Annotated in this window: 10 protein-coding genes; 6 read left to right on the forward strand and 4 right to left on the reverse strand. The window is 33.6% G+C overall.

The features are described from left to right. Nucleotides 1-6: 6 nt before the first annotated feature. A complete protein-coding gene (locus IEV10_RS09860) occupies nucleotides 7-1548 on the forward strand; it encodes an acyl-CoA carboxylase subunit beta (protein WP_188374554.1) in 1542 nt (513 codons plus the stop codon). Nucleotides 1549-1553: 5 nt separating this feature from the next. Here IEV10_RS09860 and IEV10_RS09865 read toward each other — a convergent pair whose 3' ends face one another. Both IEV10_RS09865 and IEV10_RS09870 read right to left on the reverse strand, forming a co-directional pair. After that, nucleotides 1554-2633 carry an amidohydrolase family protein gene (locus IEV10_RS09865; protein ID WP_188374555.1) on the reverse strand — a complete coding sequence of 360 codons (1080 nt, stop codon included), beginning with the start codon at nucleotides 2631-2633 and terminating at the stop codon, nucleotides 1554-1556. 3 nt (nucleotides 2634-2636) lie between these two features. After that, a complete protein-coding gene (locus IEV10_RS09870; RefSeq protein ID WP_188374556.1) occupies nucleotides 2637-3083 on the reverse strand; it encodes a DinB family protein in 447 nt (148 codons plus the stop codon). A gap of 91 nt (nucleotides 3084-3174) precedes the next feature. Between IEV10_RS09870 and IEV10_RS09875 the strand changes: the two genes are divergently transcribed. Further along, nucleotides 3175-4386 (forward strand): multidrug effflux MFS transporter, encoded by a 1212-nt coding sequence (locus IEV10_RS09875; protein ID WP_188374557.1) that lies wholly within the window; start codon nucleotides 3175-3177, stop codon nucleotides 4384-4386. Here IEV10_RS09875 and IEV10_RS09880 read toward each other — a convergent pair. After that, entirely contained in the window at nucleotides 4383-5003 is a 621-nt protein-coding gene (locus IEV10_RS09880; RefSeq protein ID WP_188374558.1) for an L-threonylcarbamoyladenylate synthase, read from the reverse strand. The genes IEV10_RS09875 and IEV10_RS09880 overlap by 4 nt on opposite strands. 107 nt (nucleotides 5004-5110) lie before the next feature. On the opposite strand from IEV10_RS09880, the gene IEV10_RS09885 reads away from it, so the two are divergent. Continuing rightward, nucleotides 5111-6070, forward strand: a complete 960-nt coding sequence (locus tag IEV10_RS09885) for a pepsin/retropepsin-like aspartic protease family protein (protein WP_188374559.1) — start codon at nucleotides 5111-5113, stop codon at nucleotides 6068-6070. Continuing rightward, nucleotides 6067-7011, forward strand: a complete 945-nt coding sequence (locus tag IEV10_RS09890; protein WP_188374560.1) for a glycogen-binding domain-containing protein — start codon at nucleotides 6067-6069, stop codon at nucleotides 7009-7011. The genes IEV10_RS09885 and IEV10_RS09890 overlap by 4 nt, the downstream gene beginning before the upstream one ends. On the opposite strand, the gene IEV10_RS09895 is transcribed toward IEV10_RS09890, so the two are convergent. Next, nucleotides 7012-9348 (reverse strand): ATP-dependent helicase, encoded by a 2337-nt coding sequence (locus IEV10_RS09895; protein ID WP_188374561.1) that lies wholly within the window; start codon nucleotides 9346-9348, stop codon nucleotides 7012-7014. Between the two features lie 144 nt (nucleotides 9349-9492). On the opposite strand from IEV10_RS09895, the gene IEV10_RS09900 reads away from it, so the two are divergent. Both IEV10_RS09900 and IEV10_RS09905 read left to right on the forward strand, forming a co-directional pair. Beyond that, complete coding sequence (locus IEV10_RS09900; protein WP_188374562.1) at nucleotides 9493-12468, forward strand: sensor histidine kinase; 2976 nt, start codon at nucleotides 9493-9495, stop codon at nucleotides 12466-12468. A 3-nt stretch (nucleotides 12469-12471) separates the two neighbouring features. Beyond that, nucleotides 12472-13116: a response regulator transcription factor gene (locus IEV10_RS09905; protein ID WP_188374563.1), complete on the forward strand. Its 645-nt coding sequence runs from the start codon at nucleotides 12472-12474 to the stop codon at nucleotides 13114-13116. Nucleotides 13117-13196 lie beyond the last annotated feature (80 nt).

Consider the following 13196-nt stretch of genomic DNA (forward strand, 5'->3'; position numbering starts at 1 on the left):
GATATTATGGATTCGAAAACAAAAGCATTAAATGAAAAGCTAGAACTATCGAGATTAGGTGGTGGTCAAGCAAGAATAGACAAACAACACCAAAAGAAAAAACTAACAGCCAGAGAACGTGTGCTCTATCTATTAGATGAAGGCTCTTTTGAAGAAATAGGGGCATTAGTTACGCACAGAACCAAAGATTTTGGTATGGAAAATCAAAAATTCTATGGTGATGGTGTGGTTACTGGATATGGAACCGTAAACGGAAGACTCATTTATATTTTCGCGCAAGACTTCACCGTTTTTGGGGGTTCACTATCCGAAACCCATGCTGAGAAAATTTGCAAAATTATGGATATGGCAGTAAATGTAGGTGCTCCAATTATAGGACTTAATGATTCTGGTGGCGCACGTATTCAAGAAGGTGTGCGGTCTTTAGGTGGCTATGCTGATATTTTTTATCGTAATGTACAAGCATCGGGTGTTATTCCTCAAATATCTGCAATTATGGGACCTTGTGCAGGTGGTGCCGTTTACTCACCTGCTATGACAGATTTTACACTTATGGTACAAGACACAAGTTACATGTTTGTAACTGGGCCAAATGTGGTTAAAACGGTAACTAATGAAGAAGTTACAAGTGAAGAATTAGGTGGTGCAAGTGTACATTCTACAAAATCTGGTGTGGCACACTTAACATCTTCAAACGATGTTGAAGCGTTAGAAGATATCAAACGCCTGTTAAGTTATCTTCCACAAAATAATAGAGAAAAAGCAATTGATATTCCGTTTGATTTAAAAGACGAAGTCAGAGAAAGCTTATCAGACATTGTTCCTGATAATCCAAACAAGCCGTACGATATGCATCAGGTTATTGAAGGCATTATTGATGAAGATTCTTTCTATGAAATTCATAAAGATTTTGCCGAAAATATTATAGTAGGTTTTGCGCGTTTGGGAGGTAAATCTGTTGGTGTTGTGGCTAATCAACCTATGTTTTTAGCAGGTGTATTAGATGTTAATAGTTCTACAAAAGCAGCACGTTTAGTACGCTTCTGTGATGCTTTTAATATTCCACTTTTAGTCTTGGAAGATGTGCCTGGATTTTTACCTGGTACGGACCAAGAGTGGAACGCTATTATTACCAACGGTGCAAAATTATTATATGCGTTTAGCGAAGCTACTGTACCGAGAGTTACAGTAATTACTCGTAAAGCATACGGTGGCGCTTATGATGTTATGAATTCAAAGCATATTGGTGCTGACATGAATTTTGCTTGGCCTAATGCTGAAATTGCGGTTATGGGAGCTAAAGGAGCTGCTGAGATCATCTTTAAACGCGAAATTTCTGCTGCAGATGACAAAGAAGCGAAATGGAAAGAAAAAGAAGCTGAATATGCAAATCTCTTTGCAAACCCATACAGTGCTGCAGAACGTGGTTTTATAGATGAAGTTATACTTCCTAAAAACACAAGACGCAAGCTGATAAAAGCGTTTCATATGTTAGAAAACAAGGACGTGAATAGACCAAATAGGAAACACGGTAATATCCCGCTTTAACGCATTTATTTTGGGAATTTAGTTTTATCAATACCTGGGACTATTCGTAAAGCATTTTTATAATATACTTTTTTTAGTACCTCATCTGATAAATCTAAACCATACATTGCCCAAAATGCATGATATTTTTTGTGATATGGAAAATACTCATCATTAGATTCTAAAACTCTGAAATAAGTTGGAAACTCTTCGGGTTTCCAACTATCTTTTCCAAATAAAATTCGGTCTTGGTATTTCTCAAAAAAAGCTTTAGCAAATCTTGGTTGACGACCTAGTTCAGCTATAATTGCTCCAATACCAACATTCATATTTGGCATTTCATCTAATAGTTCTCCTAACTTCCCAAGGTTATTTGCATACCAACCCATATGTGCATTTATAAATGTGGTGTTGGGATGTTTTTTAAACATACGATGCTGTTCTGCAATGATTTCTTCCCAAGGTGCTGGGTTATTTGGTCCACGTTTACGGTTAGGACGGGTTTTTAACTCAAGCCAACGTTCATTATCACCATCAAAATCATCCCAAAACGATTTTGGATCGGCAGAATGAATTAAAACAGGGATGTCTAATTCGCCACATTTAGCCCAAATAGGGTCAAGACGCGAATCATCTACAGCAAGTCGGTTTCCTTTAAAATCTTTATTTCTTAAACCCAAACTTTTATAAACTTTCAATCCTACTGCACCTGCTTTAACATCAGCCTCAAGTTGTGTTACCGTTTTTTCAATCCATCCCTCTGCTCCTGCTCCTTCAAAGTTAATATTACAAAAAAGTACAAATCGTCCAGGATAATTGGCATTTGCATTCTCTAGTGCTTTAATCAAGTCTTCACCAGAACGTCCACTTAGGTTTACCATGGTTTGTAAATTAAGCGTATCCATAGCGGAAATGACAGGTTCTAAATTTTGAGTTGCCATTCTGTATTGATGCCCATGAACATCTATAAAAGGGAATTTTGCACGTTTTATGATTTTTCCTGGAACAACTAACGTCGATTTAGGATTATATTCTTCAAAAGTTAAATCTTGGGAAAATGAAAGATTTACTCCAATGATTAGAATAATTATTAATTTCAATTTCATGGCTTAATTTTTATCGAATAAACGTCTGTGATAATTAATCTGCCCCAAATGATACGCTAAATGAGACTTAAGGTGCAACAAAAAGTATTCAGTGGTCATAAAGTCTTCAAAGGGATTCCTTCTGTATTCCTTTTGTAAGTCTTCATCTGTTAAGTTTGTTAATGTCAGTTCTATCATTTTTTCAGTGTCCTCTAGCATCTTAATCATGTCAACTACAGGAACATTCTTTTGAGAGAATTCTAAATCACGTTGTCTAATGTAGCCCGTATTACCTAATGTAGCACCAATAAAATGATTTAAGTTTCCAACGAGATGTAGTGCAAGATTACCTGCACAATTAGATATGCCTTTATCTATTTTCCAAATGACTTGTTCTTTATGGTAAGACTTAAGTTCTTTCTTAACCGCATTTAAATCTCTTTTATATAGTTTTATTAGGGATTGCCGCATGAGTTTATAGGTATTAAAGATTTAGATTTCAATATTCATAAAAGAAATTCTGAAGACTAAAAATAGCTAAATATTAGCTTACTTTTACAGTATGGTAAATCAAAATCGGTCACAAGTTGAGTTTGTTGTTTTAATGGCCGCATTAATGTCAATTGTAGCACTCTCAATAGATGCTGTTTTACCTGCTTTGCCAGATATGGGAAGCTTTCTTAATGTTAGTGACCCAACAGATAATCCAAAACTCATTACATCTATTTTTCTTGGATTAGGTATAGGGCAGTTATTATTTGGACCTTTATCTGACAGCTTTGGACGTAAACCAATTGTGTATATAGGTTTTATCGTATTTGTAATAGCTTCAATTATTTGCATCACAACTAAGAGCTTTGAAATGATGATCTTTGGACGTATACTCCAAGGCATCGGATTAGCTTCGCCTAGAACGATGTGCATTGCAATGGTTAGAGACTCTTATAATGGAGATTACATGGCAAAAATCTTATCCATAGTTGTTATGATTTTTATTCTAGTGCCAGTAATAGCACCTACATTAGGTCAGTTTTTAATGCAACACTATCATTGGAAATCCATTTTTATTTTTAACCTATGTTTCGGCATTATAGTAATGCTATGGTTTTGGATTAGGCAGCCAGAAACCTTAAAGGACAAACATCGTATTAAATACAGATTATCCATTTTTAAAACAGGAACTATTCAATTTTTCAAAATAAGACCAGCAGTTATCTATACCATACTATCTGGTTTAATTACTGGTTCTTTTATGGTTTATTTGAGTACATCTCAGCGAATTTTTGAACAGCAATATGATATGAAGGATGAATTTCCATTGATATTTGCAAGTTTAGCAATCGCTGTCGGCTTATCTACGTTTATGAATAGTCAATTAGTGGTTAAATATGGAATGCGACGTATTGTAAATGTAGCTATGTTGAGCTTTGTATTAATCTCTTTAGTATACATTATAATGTTTGCTTCAGGGAACAATCCAAGTATTGAGGTATTAATAGGCTTCTTTGCGCTACAGTTTTTTAGTATAGGTTTTATTTTCGGAAATCTAAGAGCGTTAGCTATGGAACCTATGGGACATATTGCAGGTATAGGTTCTGCTTTAAATGGATTTATCTCTACAGTTATGGCAGTACCAATAGCAGATTACATTGGCAAATTTGTAATCGATTCGGTAACGCCACTATTTATCGGTTTTTTGGTATGCGGTATTATATCACTAGTACTATTCTACTCAATTACAGACAGCATCTCCAAGGTCCTAAAGCGCATTTAAAATATTTCTAAACTGCCTTTACCCTCTCTTATAATTACTGGCTCATCCTCCGACAAATCAATGACAGTAGAGGCTTCATTATCACCATAGCCACCATCAATAACTACATCTACCAAGTTGTCCCATTTTTCATGAATTAATTCGGGGTCTGTTGTATATTCTAAAACATCATCATCATCACGTATTGATGTAGAAACAATTGGATTACCAAGTAAATTGACAAGACTTAATATTATTGAATTATCAGGTACACGAATACCAACCGTTTTACGTTTTTTAAAAGGGTTAGGCAAGTTTTTAGAGCCTGGAAGAATAAATGTATAAGCGCCTGGTAATGCTCGTTTTAGTATTTTAAAAGTAGACGTATCTATTTGCTTTACATAATCACTAAGATTACTTAAGTCTTCACAAATAAAAGAAAAACTAGACTTCTCTAGCTTAACGCCTTTAATTTTTGCAATACGCTCTAATGCTTTAATATTAGTTATATCACATCCTAAACCATAAACTGTATCCGTTGGATAGATAACCAATCCCCCTTTTTTAAGTACGTCTACAACCTTTTGAATCTCTCTCGGATTAGGGTTTTCAGGATATATTTTAATGAATTCTGCCATAAAATAAAAATAAACATAATCCATTTGAAGTAAGACTAAAAATGCTAAAAAAAATATAATTCCAATGCGTTCTGTAACAATTAGTAGTAACTTTTAGTCTTTATAGTATGCATCAATCAATTAAACTACTCATCGCACTATTAATTTCGGTAAAAATTTTTGCTACTGAAGCCAAGCCCCCAATTATATTTTCTAAAGCAGAATTTATAAATGAAACAACGACACGCATTCCGTTTAAAGTCATTGACCATCTTATAGTCGTCGAAGCACAATTACTAAATCAAGAAGGCAATTTCATCATTGACACTGGCTCTAAAACCCTTATTTTAAATAGTCAGCATTTTAAAACGCATTATGGTTCAATTAAAAGCCAAGAAGAAATTAATGGCGTTAATGGTACTGTAGAAACTGTTAATGAAAAATATATTAGTACTTTAAGTATTAATGCGCTTCAATTAAACAAACTTAATGCGGATGTTATAGATTTATCTCATTTTGAAAAAGTAAAAAAGATAAACCTTCTAGGCATTATTGGTTATAGTATTTTAAAAGATTTTGAAATATTTATTGATATGCATCTTAATCAAATAACACTTACAAAAACGGATAAGCATGGTGAAAGGCTATCCAAAAAAGTATATGCTGAAAAATTTCAGGATAGCATAGATTTCAAATTAAAAAAGCATACTATTGTATTGACTGGTTTTGTTGGTGGTTATGAAGTGAAGTTTGGTTTAGATACTGGAGCAGAATACAACCAGATTAATAAGAAATTAAATAAAAAAGTTTTGGACTATTTTTATAGTAATCAAACGCTTAAACTCACTGGTGCAAGTGGAAAATCTAAGCGAGTGATAGCCGGTAATTTATATCGTTTTAAATTAAATGATAATATCTATTTTGGGCCAATGAAAACGGTTTTAACAAATTTGAAGCACATGTATGGCGCATTTGGTACAAATTTAGATGGTATACTCGGGTATGAGTTTTTTAGACAAAAACGTACGATTATTAATTATAAAAAGCGAAAACTTTATTTTATAAAAAATCCACTAATAACGCATTGAAAATTAGCACAAAACATATAACCATCTTTTTAATTCTTATCGCTTTTACTTTAAATAGTATTGCTCAAAGTACTACTATTAAAGGGTATACCATAAAAGGTGATATTATCACTTTTGTATTTAAGGTTGATGATTATCCCAACATAAAGTATAATGGTCATACTATTAAGCAAGTGTTTGTCTCTGGTGAATTTAACGATTGGGCAACGAATCAATGGGAAATGCAAAAAGTCACAGATACCCGTTATGAACTAAAGAAGAGTCTTCATGATTTTACGAGTGATTTTGATTGGGAATTTAAATTTGTAGTTAATGGAGAACATTGGGCAGAACCCTCTAGAGATTTTGTAAATAGTGTAACAGCTAGAGATAAAAACGGTAAAAAAATGATGGTGTATAACTTAAAGCTATATAGTGCATTTGCTACAGATTATGGTAATGTAAGTTTTAAACTTAAAGGCTTTACTGATGCAACTAAAGTTATTTTATCAGGTACTTTTAACCGTTGGGATGAAACAGGTTTTAAAATGAAGCCAACAGCAGATGGCTGGCAAGTGACATTACAGTTGCGTCCAGATATTTACGAATACAAATTTATTGTTGATGGTCAATGGATGGTTGACCCACAAAACCCATCAAAAATCCTTAATAAATACGAAGGCTATAATTCAGTAATCAATGTTAAAAGAAGAGTAGAGTTTCGCTTATGTGAGTTTGGTGACGCTCAAACTGTAATTCTAGCTGGAGATTTTAATGATTGGTCAGAGCACCAATTTAAAATGAAAAAAACAAATAATTGTTGGACCTATAGTACATTATTATCTGGAGGAAAATACCACTACAAATTTATTGTAGATGGTAAGTGGATGATAGATCCCGCAAATTCTGTTGCAGAATATGACGGAAAAGGAAATGTAAATTCTGTTTGTATGATAAAATAATTATTTACTCCGTAAAATTTCAAGTTTTGCAAAGCGTAACAAGAGTTTTTTAACAGCTCCGTTTGAGAACTTAATTTCTGCTTTTAAATCGCCTCCAGCACCTTCTATTTTAAGCACTTCTCCTCTACCAAAACGCTGGTGATTTACAATATTACCAACCGTTAATTTACTATCGAACAGATTAGTCTTTGAAGACGTCTTACTAACAGGTGTCATCTTTTTCGGAGAACTTATTTGAAAATTTTCGGGTTTCTTGCGCTCTTCTTTCCTTTTAAATTTTGGAGACTTAGGTTTAGCAAAACGAATCTTATTAGGCTCTACATCTCCAAAGATTGACGCATCTAGCATAGGATTAAAACGTTGTTCTTGTATAGGTGTAATATTATCTAAATACTGCTCGTCAATTTCTTCAATAAAACGACTTGGGTCAGCATCTATCAACTTTCCCCATCGGTATCGAGATACCGTGTATGTTAAATAGGCTTGTTTTTCGGCACGTGTTAAAGCAACATAGAACAGACGGCGCTCTTCTTCAAGCTCACTTCTGGTATTCATGCTCATAGCACTTGGAAATAAATCTTCTTCCATACCTACAATAAATACATGAGGAAACTCCAAACCTTTTGCCAGATGAATGGTCATTAAAGCGACATGGTCGGGATTACCTTTATCTGCATCTAAATCTGTTGCCAAGGCCACATCTTCAAGAAATTCTGCCAATGATGCTGTGCTATCGGCTACCTCTTTCTGACCCTCAACAAAATCACCAATACCATTTAAGAGTTCTTCAATATTTTCCATTTTGGCCACACCTTCAGGTGTACCATCTTTATTGAACTCTTTTATTAATCCCGAAACTTTAACCACATGGTCTGCCAACTCAAAAGCGTTAGCATTAGCATTCATAACCTGAAAGCTTTCTATCATGGTTACAAAATTCTTTAGTTTGTTTCGTGTGCCGCTATTGATACTAATCTCAATATCATCAATGCTTTTTAAAACCTCAAAAATGGTTTTATTATAGCTGCTTGCAGCGACTATAAGCCTATCTATGGTTGTTTGACCAATACCTCTTGCAGGGAAGTTAATAATTCGTTTTAAGGCTTCTTCATCCGCAGGGTTTATAATAACACGTAAATAAGACAATACATCTTTAATCTCTTTACGTTGATAAAAGGATAAGCCGCCATAAATTCTATAAGGAATATCGCGCTTACGTAAGGCGTCTTCAATAGCACGAGACTGAGCATTAGTCCTATACAATACCGCAAAGTCACTATTGTGCAATTGCTCCTGCATTTTAGTCTCAAAGACTGTACTCGCCACATATCGACCTTCATCACCATCCGTCATTAGTCGGTTGACTTTTATTTTACCACCTTCATCATTAGCCGTCCAAACGACTTTATCTAGTTTGGTTTGATTTTTATCAATAACCGAATTAGCGGCATTAACAATGTTTTTTGTAGATCGGTAATTCTGCTCTAATCTAAACACTTTTACGTCGTCGTAGTCACGTTGAAAATTTAGAATATTATTAATATTTGCACCTCTAAACGCATAAATACTTTGTGCGTCATCACCAACAACACATATATTCTGAAATCTATCCGATAAAGCTCTCACTATTAAGTATTGCGAATGGTTTGTATCTTGATACTCATCCACAAGTATGTATCTAAAGCGGTCTTGATATTTGGCCAACACATCCGGAAAGCGCGTCAACAACTCATTGGTTTTTAATAACAAATCGTCAAAATCCATCGCGCCTGCCTTAAAACAACGCTCTACATAAGCCGCATAAATTTCGCCCATTTTTGGTCGCCTTGCCGCAGTATCTGATTCTATTAATTCTGGATTGTTGTAATAGGCCTTTACAGTAATTAAACTGTTTTTATACGACGAAATCCGAGAACGCACCTGCTTATACTTATAGATGTCTTTATCTAATCCCATTTCTTTTATAATCGAAGAAATAAGTCTGTCAGAATCCTGAGTATCATAAATGGTAAAATTGCTTGGGTAACCTAATCGGTCAGCTTCAATACGGAGAATCTTAGCAAATACTGAGTGAAACGTACCCATCCATAGATTTTTTGCTTCACTATCACCTACAATTTCAGCAATACGCCCTTTCATTTCGCGTGCCGCTTTGTTAGTAAATGTCAATGCCAAAATATTAAATGGGTCAACACCTTGACTCATAAGGTAAGCTATTCTAAAAGTAAGGACACGTGTTTTACCAGAACCAGCACCTGCAATGACAATCATTGGTCCTTCCTTTTGTAGTGTTGGCGCTAATTGAGCGTCATTAAGTTGACTTAAATACTTTTCCAAATGCCTAGCAATTTTAAAAAAGTGAATTTAAGTAAACTGCTTGTTTTTGCGGGACGTTTTTATGAATAATTATAAACAACCAAATAGTATTTCTTTACAATTTGTTACTTTCGGGAAACACATAATTAATCTAGGTCGCATAGGATGAAGAAATTATTTCTTTTTCTTTCTTTAATTTATTCATTACAAAGCTATTGCCAATCGCCAGTTCAATATCAAAAAAGAACATTATCTAGAGATGATGGTTTAACCCTCGACAAAGTCAGCTCTATGTGTTATGATAATGATGGCTTCTTATGGCTAGGAGGAATTGATAATGATATTAGAACCATAATATCTAACAACAAAGAATTAGGCTTACTGCGTTTTGATGGTACTACTTTTCATAACATAACTATTCCAAACCTATCTAAATCTACGAATAGTGTAACACAACTTTACAAAAGAACCGATGGGAAAATCATAATTACATTTAATACAGAGTCTAAAGAGAAAATGGTACTCCTTGATCCTTATACCATTGAATTTAAGACCTTACAACTTGATGCTAGCTCTTTTTCTAAAGTATTTAGTTATAAGGAAAAAGATTATATACTAACTAAAAAAGGAAAACTACTAACCTTAAATGAGATTAGGGAAAGTTTTGTGCTCAATCCTGTTTTTAGTTTTTATAATAATGTACCGCAAAGGTTTAAACTAGACAGCTCTACCGAACTAATTTTTGACCAAAATTATTGCCTTATAGGCGATGACAATTTCCCGATTATTATTACAGATTGGAATGGCAATATCCTAAAGCAATATAGTAATGACACCTTTAGAAGAAATAGAGATATTGCCAAAAAGAAGTTTTGGATAGCTGAGGCATTTAAATACAAGGCTAAAAACTATACAATTATAGATTCTGAAGACGAATTATATACTGTCAACTTTGAAATGCTTAATGTTAAGCCGACAAAGAAGACTATACATCTAGAGAACATTTTAAAAACTTTTGAAGACAAAAAAAGAAATCATATCATTCTATCCTCAAAAGAAAATTCAATTATTTTTCAAAAAATAGAAGGCGATTCGCTTGTAACATTATGCACAGATAATACACTAAAGAATGCTACAGTAATTGAAGCATTTTCAGAGGATTTAAACAATGAACTTTGGCTGTACTACAATAATAACCTACACCAATATACCTTTAGAAATACTTCTGTAACTAACTACTTAAAAGAGTATCAGATACGAGCCATTAAACAGAAAGATGCTGAGAATATAATAGTAGCTACTGAGAGTAATGGTTGGTTTAACCTAAATACCCAAACACAAACAACGAAACCTATCACCATTACAGAAGATGGCAATAGTGTTACTCTTTCTTCTAGAAATATAATCATTAGAGATAGTGTCATTTGGAGTCATAGTTATGGCAATATCTTAAAATTGAACACCAAAGACTACACCGCAAAATCGTTTAGGCACTACCCAATTAGAAATATAAAAGCGCTTAACGATAGCATATTGGTTTACAGCACAGCAGGCTATAATTTGATGCAGTTTAACACAAACACAGAAAAACATGAAGCATTATTAGCCACTGATAGTTTAGTAGTTTTTGATATTGCCATTAAGGATAACCTTATCTTAGGTGCTACCGATAAAGGTATTTTAAAATATGACATCAACGATAAGTCAAATACGTTTTACAATAACCTTCAGGATAATTTTGTTTTCATGTGCAGTGAAGATGATAAAGGAAACCCATTATTTGGCACAAGAAGCGGTTATATCTATCAATATTCATCAAAAAACGAATCATTTAATATCGTATATGAAGATGAATTAAACGCAGGAATAGCAGGTGTAATTATCGACGGTGATACATGGTGGGTCAATACCTTTAATGGCGTAGTAGCATTCAATCGCAAAGCTAATAGTTCGTATAGATTTTCTGAAAAAGATGGTTTTACACATAATGAAGGTAACCGCTATAGCGCGCTTAAAACTAATGATGGTATCTTTTTTGGCACCTTAAAAGGCTTGAATTTTTTTAATCCAAATGATATAAAACCTAGAGAAAATAATTCTGAGCTTAGATTATTAAAAGCTAATTTTTATAATGAAAACACAAAAGAATACAAAGACGTTTACAGTAGAGCAGTCTTAGATAGTTATGAAGCGATTGTTCTACCCCCAGAAAATAGAGCCTTAGAATTAAATTTTGCGCTTAAAGACAACCTAGGTTTAAGCAATGCCTATTTCTATAGGTATAGACTCAACCAAAATAAATGGATAGACCTAAAAAGTCAAAACTTTATACAATTCCCCAATCTTGAAGCGGGCATTTATAAGTTAGAAATTGAAGCTTTAAATTATTCAAAAGAAAAAATAGGTACATCCCTAATTATACCAATAAAAAGCACAGCATTTTTCTACAAAACATGGTGGTTTATCACTTTTCTTAGTCTTATTATTATTGGGGTTCTACTCTATTTTTTAAGACAATTTCAGTTAAGAAAACGACTTCAAGACCAGTTTGCGCTAGACTTAATACAATCGCAAGAAGACGAACGCAAACGTATTGCTAGAGAATTACATGATAGTGTGAGTCAGCAATTGACACTTATTAAAAGAAAGGCACAAAGCAATGCACAATCAGAAATTTCAGAGTTAACTAATAACACACTAGAAGAAGTACGACATATTTCACGTGGGCTTTTTCCGCCTTTATTAAAACAATTAGGTTTTACCGAAAGTGTTGAGCAATTGGCAATAGATATTGATGAAAACAATGAACTCTTTGTCTCTACTGATATCGAAAATATTGACGATGACTTAACCGATGAAAACGCTTTACATCTGTACAGATTTGTTCAAGAATGCATCAATAACAGTTTAAAACACGCAGGAGCTAAAGCAATATCGATAAGCATAGAAAAAGAAAAAGATGTTATTTTAGTATTGATTAAAGATAACGGTAAAGGTTTTGATGTTAGCTCAGCAAAAAACAAAACTAGTTTAGGCTTAAAAACACTTGAAGAGCGTATTAAAATCTTAAATGGTGAATTATCAATTGAAAGTAAATCAGGAAAAGGCACCACGACCAAAGCTAAAATACATTTATCGTAGTTAATGAATAGAGATATTAAAATACTAGTTGCTGATGATCACCCTATGCTCTTAAAAGGGCTTAAGGACGAATTACTTAACAATAATTACAAGAATATTACAACTGCTACAAATGGTGCTGAGGCTTTAGAGAAATTGGCATCAGAACCCCATGAAGTTGCTATTCTAGATATTGAAATGCCTCTATTAACTGGCTTTGAGGTAATTAATAAATGTCAAGAAAAAGACCTTAAGACTAAATTTATCATTCTTACTTCACACAAAGAAAGTCGCTATATTTTTAAGGCAAAATCACTAAACATCTCTGGTTATTTACTTAAAGACGAGCCGTTTTCTGAAATACAAAAATGCATTTATAAAGTTCTTGAAGGCGAAAATTATTACAGCTCTACCTTTAACGACGTGTTTCAGTCTCAGATATCTCCAGAACTACAGAAAATAAAATTGCTCTCACCTTCTGAGCGCACCATAATCAGGTTAATTGCATTTAAAAAATCATCTAAAGAGATTTCTGAAACACTACTAATTTCTGTAAGAACCGTACAAAAACACCGCGCTAATATTATTAAAAAATTGAGTCTCAACTCGGACCAAGATGCATTAACCAATTGGGTTTCGCAAAACAAAGCGCTTATTTCTTCATTATAATTAGTACGTAGGCCTACGTAGTTTTTGACACACTTGCGTATTGTGTGAAATTACCTATGAGCATAACTTGTGCTCATAAT

Source organism: Winogradskyella haliclonae, assembly GCF_014635865.1.
In the GTDB taxonomy this organism is placed as follows: Bacteria; Bacteroidota; Bacteroidia; order Flavobacteriales; family Flavobacteriaceae; genus Winogradskyella; species Winogradskyella haliclonae.

Coding starts and splice junctions, on each gene's coding strand:
- IEV10_RS09860 (WP_188374554.1), top strand. CDS start 7: ATGGATTCGAAAACAAAAGCATTAAATGAAAAGCTAGAACTATCGAGA.
- IEV10_RS09865 (WP_188374555.1), bottom strand. CDS start 2,633: ATGAAATTGAAATTAATAATTATTCTAATCATTGGAGTAAATCTTTCA.
- IEV10_RS09870 (WP_188374556.1), bottom strand. CDS start 3,083: ATGCGGCAATCCCTAATAAAACTATATAAAAGAGATTTAAATGCGGTT.
- IEV10_RS09875 (WP_188374557.1), top strand. CDS start 3,175: ATGGTAAATCAAAATCGGTCACAAGTTGAGTTTGTTGTTTTAATGGCC.
- IEV10_RS09880 (WP_188374558.1), bottom strand. CDS start 5,003: ATGGCAGAATTCATTAAAATATATCCTGAAAACCCTAATCCGAGAGAG.
- IEV10_RS09885 (WP_188374559.1), top strand. CDS start 5,111: ATGCATCAATCAATTAAACTACTCATCGCACTATTAATTTCGGTAAAA.
- IEV10_RS09900 (WP_188374562.1), top strand. CDS start 9,493: ATGAAGAAATTATTTCTTTTTCTTTCTTTAATTTATTCATTACAAAGC.
- IEV10_RS09905 (WP_188374563.1), top strand. CDS start 12,472: ATGAATAGAGATATTAAAATACTAGTTGCTGATGATCACCCTATGCTC.